The sequence below is a fragment of the Hoylesella buccalis ATCC 35310 genome (assembly GCF_000177075.1).
GTDB classification, from domain to species: Bacteria; Bacteroidota; Bacteroidia; order Bacteroidales; family Bacteroidaceae; genus Prevotella; species Prevotella buccalis.
Genome location: NZ_ADEG01000039.1, coordinates 25,873 through 41,720, shown reverse-complemented (window position 1 = coordinate 41,720; position 15,848 = coordinate 25,873). Strand labels below are relative to the sequence as shown.

General features: G+C 46.9%; 13 protein-coding genes. 1 reads left to right on the top strand and 12 read right to left on the bottom strand.

What is annotated here, in order from left to right; translation table 11 throughout:
• Window positions 1-13 precede the first annotated feature (13 nt).
• From HMPREF0650_RS03365 to HMPREF0650_RS03310, 12 genes are all read right to left on the bottom strand, one after another.
• Window positions 14-193 (bottom strand): tetratricopeptide repeat protein, encoded by a 180-nt coding sequence (locus tag HMPREF0650_RS03365; protein ID WP_004348375.1) that lies wholly within the window; start codon window positions 191-193, stop codon window positions 14-16.
• On the bottom strand, window positions 190-1,068 hold the full coding sequence (gene folD / locus HMPREF0650_RS03360) for a bifunctional methylenetetrahydrofolate dehydrogenase/methenyltetrahydrofolate cyclohydrolase FolD (RefSeq protein WP_004348373.1): 879 nt from the start codon (window positions 1,066-1,068) through the stop codon (window positions 190-192). The genes HMPREF0650_RS03365 and folD overlap by 4 nt, the downstream gene beginning before the upstream one ends.
• A 31-nt stretch (window positions 1,069-1,099) precedes the next feature.
• Complete coding sequence (gene ffh, locus HMPREF0650_RS03355) at window positions 1,100-2,437, bottom strand: signal recognition particle protein (protein ID WP_004348371.1); 1,338 nt, start codon at window positions 2,435-2,437, stop codon at window positions 1,100-1,102.
• A 640-nt stretch (window positions 2,438-3,077) separates the two neighbouring features.
• Window positions 3,078-6,341 (bottom strand): 3-keto-alpha-glucoside-1,2-lyase-like domain-containing protein, encoded by a 3,264-nt coding sequence (locus HMPREF0650_RS03350; RefSeq protein ID WP_040562318.1) that lies wholly within the window; start codon window positions 6,339-6,341, stop codon window positions 3,078-3,080.
• Between the two features lie 47 nt (window positions 6,342-6,388).
• Window positions 6,389-7,675 carry a Gfo/Idh/MocA family oxidoreductase gene (locus HMPREF0650_RS03345; protein WP_004348367.1) on the bottom strand — a complete coding sequence of 429 codons (1,287 nt, stop codon included), beginning with the start codon at window positions 7,673-7,675 and terminating at the stop codon, window positions 6,389-6,391.
• 186 nt (window positions 7,676-7,861) lie between these two features.
• Entirely contained in the window at window positions 7,862-8,812 is a 951-nt protein-coding gene (locus HMPREF0650_RS03340) for an endonuclease/exonuclease/phosphatase family protein (RefSeq protein WP_004348366.1), read from the bottom strand.
• Between the two features lie 10 nt (window positions 8,813-8,822).
• On the bottom strand, window positions 8,823-9,713 hold the full coding sequence (locus HMPREF0650_RS03335) for a DMT family transporter (RefSeq protein ID WP_004348365.1): 891 nt from the start codon (window positions 9,711-9,713) through the stop codon (window positions 8,823-8,825).
• A gap of 44 nt (window positions 9,714-9,757) precedes the next feature.
• Window positions 9,758-10,540, bottom strand: coding sequence for a prephenate dehydrogenase (locus HMPREF0650_RS03330; RefSeq protein ID WP_004348364.1), 783 nt, complete (start codon window positions 10,538-10,540; stop codon window positions 9,758-9,760).
• A 155-nt stretch (window positions 10,541-10,695) separates the two neighbouring features.
• Window positions 10,696-11,760 (bottom strand): bifunctional 3-deoxy-7-phosphoheptulonate synthase/chorismate mutase type II, encoded by a 1,065-nt coding sequence (locus tag HMPREF0650_RS03325; RefSeq protein WP_040562368.1) that lies wholly within the window; start codon window positions 11,758-11,760, stop codon window positions 10,696-10,698.
• A 133-nt stretch (window positions 11,761-11,893) separates the two neighbouring features.
• Window positions 11,894-13,063 carry a pyridoxal phosphate-dependent aminotransferase gene (locus HMPREF0650_RS03320; RefSeq protein WP_040562366.1) on the bottom strand — a complete coding sequence of 390 codons (1,170 nt, stop codon included), beginning with the start codon at window positions 13,061-13,063 and terminating at the stop codon, window positions 11,894-11,896.
• A 400-nt stretch (window positions 13,064-13,463) separates the two neighbouring features.
• Complete coding sequence (locus HMPREF0650_RS03315; RefSeq protein WP_004348360.1) at window positions 13,464-14,354, bottom strand: tetratricopeptide repeat protein; 891 nt, start codon at window positions 14,352-14,354, stop codon at window positions 13,464-13,466.
• Between the two features lie 5 nt (window positions 14,355-14,359).
• Window positions 14,360-14,950, bottom strand: a complete 591-nt coding sequence (locus HMPREF0650_RS03310; RefSeq protein WP_004348358.1) for a hypothetical protein — start codon at window positions 14,948-14,950, stop codon at window positions 14,360-14,362.
• Window positions 14,951-15,091: 141 nt separating this feature from the next.
• Between HMPREF0650_RS03310 and HMPREF0650_RS03305 the strand changes: the two genes are divergently transcribed.
• Window positions 15,092-15,841, top strand: coding sequence for a putative outer membrane beta-barrel protein (locus tag HMPREF0650_RS03305; protein ID WP_245543451.1), 750 nt, complete (start codon window positions 15,092-15,094; stop codon window positions 15,839-15,841).
• Window positions 15,842-15,848: the final 7 nt, after the last annotated feature.

The following is a 15,848-nucleotide window of genomic DNA, read 5'->3' as shown; positions in this document are numbered from 1 at the left end:
ATGTTTTAGTTGTTTAAGGATTATAGGCATCCTTATTGTAAAAGCCCAGAATATCTTCTACCATTTGTTTGGCTGCCACGGCGGGCGACTGGGGGTCTAACTCAATGGCCTCCAGATAGCAATTCAGTGCCATCTGCCAGTTTTCCTGCTGCCGATAGCGGTTGCCTTGCTGGTAGAATTCTTCTGCTGTCATTTGTAATACTCCTTTTTTGCCGCCGCCAATGTATTCTTCATCAGCGAACATATCGTCATGGGGCCAACCCCACCAGGTACAGGTGTGATGTAACTGCACTTTGGCGACACCTCATCAAACTTCACATCGCCATTGAGTCGGAACCCACTCTTACGCGATGCGTCGGGCACGCGCGTGGTACCCACGTCAATCACTACGGCCCCCTCTTTCACCATATCGGCCCGAACAAAGTCAGGTTTGCCAACGGCTGCGATGATGATATCGGCCTGTCGGCACTCATCTTTCAAGCCCTTAGAACTGCTGTGGCATATCGTCACCGTGGCATCGCCATACTGTTTTTGCATCATGAGTTGTGCCATGGGCTTGCCAACGATGTTGCTTCGACCGAGAACGACACATTTTTTCCCACTCATCTCAATGTTGTAATATTGCAACAGAGTGAGGATTCCCAGTGGTGTGGCCGAGATAAAGCAAGGAAGTCCTATCGACATGCGTCCCACGTTGATGGGATGAAATCCATCTACGTCTTTTTTGTAGTCGACAGCCATGATGATTTTCTGTTCATCGATGTGCTCGGGCAGTGGCAACTGCACGATAAAACCATCTACATCTTCGTCTTTGTTCAGTCTGTCTACACACTGTAAAAGTTCTTCTTCGGTGACATCGTCCTCGAATCTGATCAAGGTTGACTTGAATCCGCATTGTTCACAAGCCTTCACCTTGTTCTTAACATACGTTTCACTGCCACCATCGTGTCCCACCAACACAGCCGCCAAGTGAGGCTGTTTGCCGCCCTGGGCGACTATTGTTTTCACTTCTTCAGCTATTTCTGCCTTGATGGCAGCGGCCGTAGCCTTACCGTCTATGAGTTGCATTTCTGTTTTTTCCTCCTTCTATTCTAACTTATTATCTCATCTTTGGCATCCCTTTCATGCGGCTCATCATGCCAGCCATGCGGTTGCCAGTGACCATCTTCATCATCTTGCGCGTCTGGTCGAACTGTTTGATCAATCGATTCACCTCCTGAATGTCCGTTCCACTACCTTTGGCAATGCGCTGACGGCGTGAGGTATTCAATATTTCAGGATTCGTACGTTCTTTCGGTGTCATGCTCTTGATGATGGCCTCGATGCCTTTGAACGAGTCGTTGTCGATGTCAACGTCCTTGATTGCCTTGCCCACACCTGGTATCATGGCAGCCAAGTCCTTGATGTTACCCATCTTCTTGATTTGCTCTATCTGGTTGAGAAAGTCGTTGAAATCGAACTTGTTCTTTTGAATTTTCTTTTGCAGACGCTTGGCTTCTTCCTCGTCAAACTGCTCCTGGGCACGCTCTACCAAAGAAACGATGTCGCCCATGCCTAAGATTCGGTCGGCCATACGCGAAGGATGGAACACGTCGATGGCTTCCATCTTCTCGCCAGTACCCACAAATTTAATAGGTTTGGTCACCACCGTACGAATGGAAAGCGCAGCACCGCCACGGGTATCGCCGTCCAACTTGGTGAGTACAACGCCGTTGAAATCGAGTCGGTCATTAAATTCTTTCGCGGTATTCACGGCATCTTGTCCCGTCATCGCATCAACAACGAACAAGGTTTCGTCAGGATGAACGGCGTCTTTGAGCCGTGCAATCTCATCCATCATCTCCTCATCAACCGCCAAACGACCGGCCGTATCGATGATTACCACGTCATTGCCTTTGGCTTTGGCTTGCTGAATGGCTTGTTTGGCAATGGCAACCACGTCCTTGTTGTCGGGCTCACTGTACACCTCAACACCCACCTGGCCACCAACAACCTTCAGCTGTTCGATGGCAGCGGGACGGTACACGTCGCAAGCAACCAACAGAGGATTTTTCCGTTGCTTGCTTTTGAGCAGATTGGCCAGCTTTCCTGAGAACGTAGTCTTACCTGATCCCTGCAAACCCGACATCAAAATGATGGCCGGTTTGGATTCCAACTGTAGTCCAACTGCCTCACCACCCATGAGCTCTGCCAGCTCGTCGTGTACAATCTTCACCATCAACTGACCCGGTTTCACGGCTGTGAGCACGTTCATGCCCAAGGCCTTCTCCTTAACCCGGTCGGTGAAACTCTTGGCTACCTTGTAGTTAACGTCAGCATCCAACAATGCACGTCGCACATCTTTTAATGTTTCGGCAACGTTAATCTCGGTAATCTTTCCTTCACCTTTTAGTATTTTAAAGGATTTTTCTAGTCTATCACTTAAATTCTCAAACATTGTTTTATGTTGTTTCTATATAATTATTTTCTTGTTTGCCTGCATCGTTGAAACCAATCCTCACTGCGATGTGGAAAAGAACCATACAATAACGCAGCGAATGATGTGTGAGGCGTATTCATAAATATGTTGGGGAGACGATAACTTGATGGTACTGACAACAGCCAAACTGATGGCAGCCGTGGCGTAAACACTCCGTACAAGCACCCTCCACCCCTCTTGCAAAAGTAATATATTTTTTCGATTCTCCAAGTGATTTAGCTTAAATTATCAAGGAAAAATTGTCCTTTTGTACAAATTATATCCAGCGTACAAACCGGTATGTTTTTCCATCTTCGACAAGCACTCATAGGGCTTTGCTTTCAATAGCATAGAGTTTAACCTCCAAAGTCATTGAGTTTGGCATCCAATAGCATTGAGTTTGGCATCCAATAACATTGAGTTTGGCATCCAATAACATTGAGATTGGATGCGAGAATCAAATTACTTGAATATCAACACAATACAAACTCTTAAATTTCCTCATCTACCTATCGGGAACTCGCTTGTACACAGCCAGACAGAGGAATGAGAAAAAGAAAGCCGGTTCCATGACACATGCACGGAACCGGCTGTTGTTTGTCTTCGTTGACAGCGAATACTATCTTCTTCGTGTTCTTGATTTTGACGTTTTCTTGTTCTTGCTTAAATCCAGAATGCGGACATTGCGGAACTTCACACCCTCACCATGACCGCAGAAGCTGATATAACCATCCTTATTGAACAGGCCGGGATGATTTTTCTTGTCAACCGTATATGGATTCATCTTTCCACCGTCGGGGGCTACATTGTGGCCTTGACAGGCTTCACGAATATTGCCATCAAGTATCACCTCGCCATTCACTGTAACGGTGATGCGGTCGCCAATGGCACGAATTTCTTCAACGTTCCAGGTTCCCAAAGGACCGAACTTGACATGTTTCGGCACAATGATACCATAAACGGCACCATGCTGTTGATAGTCATGTAAGCCTTTGTAGATGGGGTCATCATGGTCGAGCACCTGAATCTCCATGCCATCGTAGGCAGCATCAACACCGTGCTTGGTACGAATGCCTATGCCATTGTTGACTCCTGGCTTCACAAAACTAAATTCAAAGCGGTAGATAAAGTCGCTATACTTCTTCTTTGAATAGAGGTTTCCACCGGCTCCGTACTTGGCACTTACATAAATATTGCCATCCACGGGAACGTAATTGATGAGATTTCCTTCCCACTTGTCGAGCGAACGACCATCGAACAGCACTTCGTAACCTTCTTCCTTCTCTTCTTTTGACAAGGTAAAGACAGGGGTAGAAGGCAGTTTGTGAATCATCAGATTACGAATCTGCATCTCCTCTTCTCCACCCATGAAGAAAATTTGTCCCACGGTTTTGATTGGCAAACGGGTCGGGGTGTTCTTGATGATGACATTCTCAGCAACCACACGGCCATTCGATTCAACCAAAAGTCGGTCGTTGACCAACCTTACATGTAGCGTATTCCACTCACCGGGCTTTGCATTCTGCTCAACAGCCACAAGCTTACTGTCGGCAGCATGCACAAACTGTGCACCCGTAGTGCCATCCAGTACAACCTCAGGCATAGAGCGCAGATACAGCATACCTTTGCCCTTGGTTCGCCAGTCTACATACAGGTCGACGTTTTCGAAAGTGTCGCCACTGCCCACAGAGGCCTTGCCCTTGCACTTGCCGTCAACCACTTCCTGCATAAAGCCATCCGACTGCCACTTGCCCAACAATCCTTTGATTTCATCAATGGAATATCCAGCATCGGCATCTTCGGTCTTGGCACTGAAAATGTCCTTGGCTTTGTTGAGCCATGTCTTGATGGTTTCGCCACCTTGCAAGGCTTTGTTTTTAGCAATAATGGTCTTCACAACGGTTGCAGCCTGATAGGCATTCTCTTTCTTATCAAGATATTGTGCGGCAAGCGTTAATGCTGGCAGCTCATAAATGCTACCCAGTGCCGACAGATAGCTGTTGACAACCGAAACAGAGGGGTTCATTTCGAGGGCCCTACGATACAACAAATACCTTTCCATGCCATTCAGTGACGAACGTTTGGTTAGGGTCAAGGCACGCTTCAACGCCTGGTCTTTTCGAGTAGCCGTTGTTGATGCAATCTGGTCAAGCACGTCTATCACCGATTCGTTGTCAATTTTCAACAGAGAATTGAAGGCCTCATCGGCCGTAGAAGGCTTCTGGAACTCTTCCACCAGCTGACGGATGGCCTGTTGGTTGCCTGCCTGAGCCAGCATAGGATAATAAAGTTGCGGACGAGTGGTTTTGGCCAATCGTTTTTGAATGGCAGCAAACTGATCTGCTGACGACTGCTGATGAAGTGCATACAAAGCGGCTTTCTGTAAATGTGGAGCCGTTGCAGCATCGGCACGTTCCAACATTTCGCACAAAGGTTCGAAATGTTGATAGTCAGAAATGCTACCCAGTGCTTCATAAGCGGCAGTCTTTACAACGGCATTTTGTGAAGAGGTCAGTCGCAACACCTCGTCGTAAGCCTGATACATGCGGCGTTCAGCAATTAATTTCAGTGCTTGAGCCTGTACAGACGCATTGCTATTGCCCAGTGCCTTGAGGGCCTCGACTTGGATAGAGCCTTTGAATGACTTGAGTGCCTGTAGTGCTTGGTCGGCTTTCGGGCCACCCAACAATGCCATCAGTCCTTGCAATGCCTGTGGTCCTCCTATCTGACTGGCTGCATCAATGGCTGCATTGGAGAGTTCATCGTTGCTGCTCATCATCTTCTTGAGAACAACCTCTATAAAATTCTGTTGTCTATTGTTGCCCAACCAACGAACCACGTCTATCTGAGCAGGCACCGAAAGTCGGTCAATCTGATTGGAAACGGTTTTGAAAATGCCATTTCCAGCGCATTCTTCAGCCATGGCCAAAGCTGTATTCCGATATTGCACATCCTTATCTTTCAAGGCCTTGAGCACCTCTGACGTTGCTTTTGAACCAGAAGTCTTCAGCAACAGTTCCAACGCGGCACAACGAATGGCTGGTCTTTGTTGCTTTACCAACTGCTTGGCAGCCTTGCCTACCCATTTAGGGTCATTGCCTGCCAGGCGGGTTAGCAGTTGCATGTAGGCATCGGTTGCATGTGTTGGTTCGTATTGATAACCAACTGATTTAGCCTGTTTGCCCAACACTTTGGCGGCTTTCGTAGAGCCATTGATCACCAAAGCCTTGTAAATTTCATTCAATGTTTGTGAATCTGCCCCGGGAATCCATGACAAGAGCATCGGTTCCAATGCGGGCGAAACCAACTGACGTGTCGCGATGAGATGAGCCAGTGTCTGCTTTGGCAAGTCCGACTTGGGCAACCAGCCTATCAAGTATTGATCGACACCTGGTGTTGTGGCCAGCGCACTCATGGCAAACGGCTGCAGGTAGCTGTCATTGAGATATGCCTCGAACACGGCAACATCGGCTGCTGTAGCGAGTTTTTGTATCTGCGTGATCAAGAAAGCCTGCAAAACCTGATCCTTAGAAGTACGCAAAGCCTGAATCAAACCCTCTTTCACACCAGCCCGGAGATTGGCTTGATCGGGTCGGGTTACATAGTCTACCACGCCATTGACAGCATATTCATAGGCAGCATTAGCACCTTTGTTGGTTGGACCGAACAGCCCTACCAACGACTTGATGCCATCCGCACCTGTTTGAGCCATCTCTTCCATTACCTGGTTGAAGGTCCCTACATTGTTGGCGGGCAGCTGTGCCAATCCATCGGCTATGATGGTCGAGGCTACTCTGTTTCTTTGATCTGTCCCTTGCGAATGACCAACGGTGCATATACACAAGAGCAATAATACAAGTATATGATATTGAAGCTTTTTCATGTTTATTTGATTGATTAGATTGTCAATTCATTTATCAACTAGGAACCTTAGAAATTCCATCCTTTACGCATGGGTTGATTAACCAAAGCATTGGCGGCATCATCCCCAATGAACAACTGTGTCTTGGGATCGAATGCCAATTCCTTGCGATTCAAGCGCAAAGCCACGGTTGCCATATTGACCAATGTGCAGCTATGGTGACCATTCAGTTCGTTGAGCGCAAACTTCTTTCGGGTGCGAATGCAATCCAGGAAGTCAGTGTTCTGCGGTTCCGGATCAGGAAATTCGGCCAACTTGTTCATCACATCTGGTATGGTACATTCAAAACCTTTGTACACCTTACCCTTCGGACCTTCGATATACGGCACCTTTCCCTTGCTTTCGTAGCCTTCACCCTCAAGCACTATTTGGCAACCATCAGCGTAGGTATAGGTAATCTTACGCCAGATTCCCACCGCATCATAATGCTGCTGAGGTGCATCCACTTCCACTTTTACGGGTGAGGTGTTGTCCTTGCCTAAGAAATATTGGATGGGATCGAGGTAATGCTGCCCCATGTCAGTGAGTCCACCGCCATCATAATCCCAATATCCCCTAAACGTTTGATGTACACGATGGGCGTTGTAAGGCTTGAAAGGAGCTGGACCTAACCACATGTCATAATCCAACTCTTGTGGAACTGGTTGTGGCTGCAGATTGTCTTTGCCTACCCAATAGAATTTCCAGGTAAAGCCTGTCGCACCAGACACAACAACTTTCAACGGCCAACCCAACATTCCACTCTCCACAAGCTTCTTCAAGGGTTGTACGGTTGTGCCCAGTCCATAGAACGTATCCGTAAACCTGAACCATGTATTCAACCTAAATATACGATTATAACGTTGCATGGCTTCTACAACCTTTCTACCTTCTCCAATGGTACGGGTCATGGGTTTTTCGCACCAAACATCCTTTCCAGCCCTTGCTGCCTCAACAGCCATCAATGCATGCCAATGAGGTGGAGTGGCAATGTGCACAATATCCACGTTGGGATCACGAATTAAGTCACGGAAATCATGGTAGGTGGTGAGTGTAGTTCCAAATTTCTTCTTGCCTAAATCAACGGCTTGCTGCAAATGTTTTTGGTCAACATCACAGACTGACACTAATCTACAGGCTTCGGAACTCGTGAAATGGTAAGACGACTTGCCTATTCCTCCCACACCAATGATTCCTTTTGTTAACTGGTCACTGGGTGAAATAAATCCATTCCCACCCAAGACTTTACGCGGAACAATCGAAAAAAGCCCAATTGTCCCCATTGTTTTCAAGAACGTTCTACGGTTTGTCTTCATGATAAATATCGGTATTTAATGATTTTCATTGCAGTGCCAATCGGCACCGAGAACATGAGTTGTCTGCAAATATACTAATTTTTAGGGTCATCACACATCATCCATGTGCTTTTTTTACAACCTGATAGAACAAACAGCCTGTGCATCAGGCATCTACCCTTCATAGAAAGAGGGGCGGTGATGCTGTCAGTCGTCCCATCGAAGTCTGGCCACCAAGGGTAAATGGTCACTGAAACCATTCTGATAGCGAGGTCCCAAATAATTCCTCCGGGGCTGCACTCCGCCGTATTTTTCATCTTCTTTCAGCAAGAAGGGGGCATCGTGCACATGACATTCCACCAACCTTTGCGCCGTATGCTCATCCACCATGATATGATCCAAGCTACCCCAATCGCCGCGGTAGCGGTACGTCCCCCTGGCTCCGTGCGTGCCAACAGCCTGCTGAGAAACATCTACAAGGCCGTGCTCGGTTAACTGTCTTATGTTCTCATCCTTGGAATAGTCGTTGAAGTCGCCCATCAGCAGGACATGGGGATGGGCAGACAAGGCACGAAGCGAATCGACCGACTGCAACAACCGATTGATGACCAGTCGGCGATGGGCACGCGTAGGACGTTCACCAGCTGTCCTGCTGGGTGCGTGTACCACAAAAACGTGTAGCGTATCTCGCAAACTGACACGTCCTTTCGCATACAGGATATCACGCGTGGGGCGCATCTCTTTCATGGGATGGATGCGAATAGAATAAGATTGAAGTAATTGAAACGAGAAAGGAGAATACAACAAGGCCACATCGATGCCCCGCTCGTCGGGCGAATGGGTCATCACATACTCATACCGAGCCTTGCGCAACAGCGACCGTTTGGTCAAATCAACCAAACAACTGTCGTTCTCCACCTCGCACAAGGCCACTAAATCGGGCAGCGACCAGCCTTCGTCCGATTCGCCACAAGATAGGATGGTCTGTCCGATGCGGTTCACTTTCTGCCAATAGCGGCGAGGTGTCCAATGATAATCAGAGGAAGGAAGGAACTGCTCATCATGCTTCATACTGTCGTGGCGGCAGTCGAAAAGGTTCTCGCAGTTCAGCTCTACCACGGTGAACACGCCCAGCAACAAGCTCAGCAGATACGTCATCTCAGCAGCATCAGGCGGTCTTTCCTGCGGGCACCTGCCCCTTTCGGCTGCTCAGGTACAAGCCCGTCAATATCAGCGCAGTACCCACGACGAAGTAAACCGTTATCTCCTCGTGCAGAATCCATGCGGCAAAAATGATGGTGGTCACGGGATTCACATACACATAATTGGTTGCCTGCAATGCACCCAGCCGCAACATCACCCACGTCCACAGCCAGAAACAGAGCATGGAAGCCACCGCTCCCAAGAACAGCAGGTTGTACAATATCTTGGGTTGCATCAAGGTTTCGACACTTGGAAACCCTGGTTCAAAGGCATAATAAGGCAACACGGTGAGCAGTCCGTAGAAAAATACCTTTCGAGTAATGAAGGTGGTAGGATATTTCTCGTTGGCTTTTTTGAGCAATAGCGAATACACTGCCCAGCTGATACAAGCCAGCAAAGCCAGCGAATCACCGAGTGGAGAAAGATTAAGCACCAATTGACCGTTGAGCACTACAGCCGCCATGCCCACAAACGAGAAGGCCGTGCCAATGATTTGCCACTTGCCGAGCGGCTCGCCCCTAAACCATATCCGGTGAAGCAGCATGGTGAACAAAGGACACGAGCACACGATGAGCGACACGTTCATGGCCGTTGAGTAACCCAACGCCACATTTTGTGCCAGGAAGAACACCGTTCCGCCCGTCAAACCCAATCCTGCCATCAGTAATTCATCTTTCCATGTGCGGGCAAAAATATGCTTATGGAAAAAAAACAACATCAGCACATAGGCTATCAAGAAACGCAACGTGTACACCTGAGCCGGCGAAATGCCGCTTTGTATCAGCACCTTGGTGGAGATAAAGGTAGAACCCCAGATAGCCACCGTCATGAAAGCTACAACGTGATAGAACCACATGATATCAATATATTTAAGCTTTTAAGTTAATTTGTGCTGCAAAGCTACAAATCTTCTCTCATATTTTGCCTTATTTTAGTAAGATATTTTTTCATCCCTTCCGCATCCTTGTTGTCAATGATGTTCAGGAGTTCTTTCAATTCTACCCGTATTTGCGACACTTGGTCGTGCGTGTAGGGATTGAAAAGTATTTCCTGCAAGAGATAATCATCCTCGTTCAACACACCCTTGGCAATGCGCATGTGCCGCTTGAACGTCGTTCCAGGCGCATCTTGATGCTTCATCACGGCCGCAAAGACGAACGTACTGACGAAGGGAATGCTCAACGAATAAGCCACAGTTTTGTCGTGTTCCTCAAACGTGTACTCGTAGATGTGCAGCCCCAGGCGCTGGTACAGATCCTTGAAGAAGATGCGTCCCATGTAGTCACCCTCGCTGATGATAATGGCATTCTCCTCATTCAACTGGTTTAAGTTGGCAAAAGTGGGTCCGAACATGGGGTGCGTTGAAACGTAAGGGTGACCGGCCTGCTCATAAAAAGCCTTCAAACCGGTCTTCACCGAGCTGATGTCACTCAATATACAGTTGGTCGGCAGGTAGGGCATCACCTCCTCAAAAGCCGGAATGGTGTATTTCACCGTCACGGCGTTGATAACCAGTTCGGGTTGAAAAGCTCGAACCTCGTCCATCGAGGTGAAGCGTTGACAGTTGTATGTGAAGCGCATTCGCTTTGGATCTTTCTCGTACACGGCCGTTTCATGGTCGAAACTGAGCAGGTCAAGGAAGAAACTTCCCATCTTGCCTGCACCCATTATCAGTATTCGCATAGCTTGGTTTTAATTCATCATTCATCATTCATAATATAGTTGACAAGTTTACGAGTTTACAAGTTCACCAGTTGATAGTCTTATAAGCAATAAGTCTATTTACTTGTCTCCTCGTCAACTTGTAAACTCGTAAACTCGTAAACCTGTCAACTATATTATGAATTAATGATTTTCAGTTGTTGTCTCACACTCTCCTGGTGTATCTCTTCAAAGATGTTGGCCACACTCTCAGCCGAGATGCCACACTGCTCGCCCTGCTTTCCTCGCTTCTCTAATATCTCTTTGTATCGATTAGACTGCAGCACGGTCATGTTGTGTTCTTTCTTGTACTGCCCTATTTCTCGGCAAACACGAAGACGCTTGGACAAAAGGGCCATGAGTTCATCATCCAACTCGTCAATCTGAGCGCGCAAACTACGCAGACCTTCGGTCGTAGTATGTTCATCGCGTATCACCAGCATGCTCAGAATGATGTCCAAGGCATCAGGGGTTACCTGCTGTTTGGCATCGCTCCAGGCGTTGTCAGGATCACAATGCGACTCTACGATAAGCCCATCGAACCCCAAATCCATCGCTTGTTGGCTAAGCGGACCTATCAACTCTCTGCGCCCGCCGATATGACTTGGGTCGCAAATGATGGGCAATTCGGGGATGCGGCGACGCAGTTCAATGGGGATTTGCCACATCGGAAGATTTCGATACATTGTTTTTTCGTAACTTGAAAAACCGCGATGAATGGCTCCTAAACGCTTTACGCCGGCTCTATTGAGACGTTCCAAGGCTCCAATCCACAATTCCAAGTCGGGATTGACGGGGTTTTTAACAAGCACAGGGACATCCACACCCTGCAGCGAGTCGGCCAAAGCCTGCATGGCAAAGGGGTTGGCAGCGGTGCGAGCCCCTATCCAAAGGATGTCTAAGTCATGCTTCAAGCACAGTTCTACATGCTCTGGGATGGCCACTTCTGTAGAAACAAGCATACCCGTTTCATCCTTCACACGTTTCAACCACGGCAAAGCCTCCTCGCCTTTCCCCTCAAAACCTCCGGGTTTGGTGCGGGGCTTCCACACACCGGCCCTAAAATTATGGCACCCTTTCTTTTTCAATTGCCATGCTGTCTCCATGACCTGTTGCTCCGTTTCGGCACTACAAGGCCCTGCAATGACGAAGGGTCGCTTTACATCGCTTTGTAAATTGAGTGGTAATAATTCTATTTCCATTTCATTTTTCCTATTTTCTATCACCTTTGACACTATGGCAAAGGTAAATACTTTATCTGTATAAATATTTCTAATTGCTCGTTTTGTTCAAATTCTCCCAGTTATTTTGAAGACTTTGCTACATCATAGCCGACTACCATGCCATTGCCTGAAGGCGTATCAAGGCTTCGTTCATCTTTATTTCTTTGGCACAAAGTGATATTCTGATATAGCGTTTTCCGTTGCTACCAAATATAAATCCAGGGGTAATAAAAACGTTCGACTTGTGCAATACACGTTCGGTGAGTTGCTCAGCATCCTTATATTTGGCAGGAATACGCCCCCATAAAAACATCCCCACTTGTGCATGATCGTAGCTACAGCCCAAGACTTGCATGATCTTCTCAGCTATCTTGCGACGCTCTTTGTACACCTTCACATTATTTATATAATGCCACATTTCGTCATTGGTGTTGTATGCCTCAGCTGCAGCCAACTGAATACCACGAAAAGTGCCGCTGTCTATGTTGCTTTTTATCTTGAGAATCCATGAAATATACGTTGTATTCGATGCGCACAAGCCCACTCTCCACCCTGGCATATTAAAGCTTTTAGACATAGAGTTGAACTCGATGCAGCAATCTTTGGCTCCCTCTACTTGCATGATTGACAATGGACGGTCGTTAAGTATGAACGAATAAGGATTGTCATTGACAATCACAATATTGTGTTTTTGTGCAAATGCCACTAATTTCTCATAGGTCTCCAATTGCGCATTGCCGCCCGTAGGCATGTGAGGATAATTGGTCCACATCAGTTGAACCTTTGTCAAATCCATTTGTTCTAACTCATCAAAGTCGGGCTGCCATGCATTTTCCTCTCGTAAGTCATAATTGAGCACCTGTACTCCCAACAATTTACTCAGCGAAGTATATGTAGGATAACCCGGATTGGGAACCAATACGACATCTCCAGGATTGCAAAAAGCCAGCGTTACGTGCAAAATACCCTCCTTACTACCAATAAGTGGCTGTATTTCGGTTTGTGGATTGAGCCTCACGCCATACCACTTTTCGTAAAAGCGTGCCATGGCTTGGCGCAATTCTAGCGTACCACAGGTGGGTTGATAGCCATGTGTAGAAACGTCGTTGGCCACTTCGCAAAGCTTTTGAACCGTTTGGTGAGAAGGCGGCATATCAGGACTACCTATGGCAAGTGAGATGATATCGTTTCCCGAGGCTTGTAGCTGTGCTACTTCTTTCAGTTTCTTACTGAAATAATATTCTTGTATTTGGTTCACACGTTGTGCAGGTTGAATGTTCATTTTGTTGTTGATTTTATAGTTAGACCACGAACTTATCATTCAAACTTCTTTATCTTTGCCTTTCCGACCTCATGGTGAAAGAAAGAATTGTTTTGCTTTCTCTTCATATCCTTATCTGTTTGATGAGGCACTACAAGCGAAAAGCCCCGCTTTCACATATTGTGAAGCGAGGCTTTTATGGGGTTATTTATTGAATTGACTATGGCACACAAACTTCCGCTTCACAAGTGTTTGCAAAGTAAAAATAGAAGTAATAATAAGATGTGTGTAACTGATTCAACATTTTTCTCATATTTCCTAATTCGATTACAAAAGTAGATGATTTATTTGTAACTAACAAACATTTTGCTAAGAAATCATTAAAATAGCTTACATTTTTAATATTTTTGAAGACGATGTATCAAGAATTGCTGAAAACACCGTATGCATCCACATTCTTGTAGGCCTGTTTCACCTTCTGCTCCACATCCTCATCAGCAACACCTTGAGCTTGATCGGCAGCCAATTGAGCAGCCATCTTCTCGGCCATCTCAATATCTTCCCTACCCCCTTGCTCATCACCAAGCTCCATCCTGAGCGGTCCTCGTTCCTGAAAAGCAACCATCGAGAAAGGATTTACATCTATCACCTTATTATAATAGGTAAGCGCTTCAGCCTTGTTGCCCTTCTTTTGTTCGATGCGAGCCTTCAAAACCAGCACGTCTTCATTGTCTGCCAACTGTTTTAACAGATGGGAGGCGTCTTCATCCGCAGCGTCCAAATCACCCGAATCCAACAGCGTTTCGCCTCGCAAGAGATAGGCTTCGTATGCTTTGGGGTTCAACATGATGGCCTTGGTGAGCATGGCAATGGCGTTGGTAAGGTCGTCACGACCTATGCAGGCCTTGGCATAGCGATACAACACTTGCGGATTTTCACTGTCAACAAGCATGGCTTTCTCGCAGGCATTGCCCATGGCAACATAATCTTCCATCATATATGCCACGTCGGCCATGCGAAGATAAATCTGCAAATTGTCGGGTTTTGCCTCCATCAGCTTCTGCAATTGTGCGTAGGCGCCAGGCAGGTCGTTGGTACGTATCAATGCTTGTGAATAGTAATCACGCGTCTCCAGATCGTCGTGCAGTTGCAAGGCGTGACTGAAACAGCGCAGAGCTTGTTCTATTTGGTTAATCTGTAGCGCTCTGACACCATCGTATTTCAGTGTTTCAAAGTTCTTCCTTTCTTCTTCCCGACGCTTTTCTTCCTCGTTTTCAACCTTGCTTCCAAACAGCGATTTTAAGAAATTCATAGTTTTTATAGATTTAAAAGTTGTTCGTAAACCGAGTTGGTCATGAAGTCGGTACGCTCCCATTTCGGCCACCAGCCCTTCACGTTCTGAAACTCCTGTCCCACATTTTTATACTGCTGATAGGTAAATTTGGCATTAACATACCCCTCATCACCGTCACGGGCGATGATAAAACAATGCAGCGTACGCTGATATCCCACCAGTTCGCCATCCTTCTCAACCGTCTCCAGTACCCATTCTTTCTGCGGAATGGCCACCGACTGGATGCTTACCTTGGGGTATTTCTTTCTAAACTGCTGCGTGCAGGTCTTGCGAAACGTCAACGCATCTTCGCCTTTATACAGATCCTTGCTGTACAAGGGCATGTAATAAGACCCGTTTACTTTCAGTAAGTCAGACTTTCCATCTATCCTGTCGTTAAAGCCAATGGCATCGCCAAGCTCGTGTCCGGCCTGCTCCAACTCCTTCTTGGTCTTCTTCAAAAACTTCGACACCTTTTTATCAAAAGGCTCTTTTTTCTTATCTTGGCTCTGCGCCGACACGTTTGTGACTGATCCCAATAAAAGGACAAGCACGATATACCCTATTTTCTTCATTGTCGTATCATTTAAAAGATTGTCGCAAAAATAGCATAAATAAGCAGAGAATCAAAATAACAATTGATAATTAAAATAAAATTACCCTTAAAAGTTTTGCGATATTAGCACGATAACCTATCTTTGTGGCAGATGAAAAAGATGTACATTCTATTGTTGGTTGGGCTGTTTTGCATCAACATCAGCGCGCAGGAGCGTCGCCAAGTATTTCGGTCAACGGTCGAAAAAACAGACGCTGTGCAAGCCAAACCTACTGATGCTGGCCCCAATCTTCAACCTCACACGGCTGGAACCTATGCCCACCCTATCATTGACAGGCATTTGCCAGCCACGCAAACCACGGCTACCGACACACTGCATCTGCCCACCATCAACGCATACGGGCAAGTGTTGCCTTTCCGTTGGTACCCTTACGGATGGCTGGGTTGGTACAATTGGGACCTTCACCCCGGTCTGAATGTCAACCTTGGTGCATCTGTTTTCGCTTTTTTGGGCAAGAACGCACCTCGTGGAGCTGGGTTCACACAGAACCTGTCGGCCATGTATGCCATGCCCCTGACCAAGAATCTGTCGCTCGCCGTGGGCGGTTATCTCAACAACATTATATGGAGCCGCACCTCATACCGTGATGCCGGACTGACGGCAGCCTTGGGCTATCGCTTTGATGAACATTGGGAGGCTTATCTCTATGGGCAGAAGTCCATCGTCCAAACTCGCTTCACACCACTACCGTTGTACGATATGGGCAATCTGGGCAATCGCATTGGTGCTGCGGTGAAATACAACTTCAACCCTTCTTTCAGCGTGCAATTATCGGTAGAACGAGGCTGGATGCCCAAACAAGACAGCCGCTACTTCGATCAATACAACTATCCCGTGCCGGAAAGGTAAACGAAAA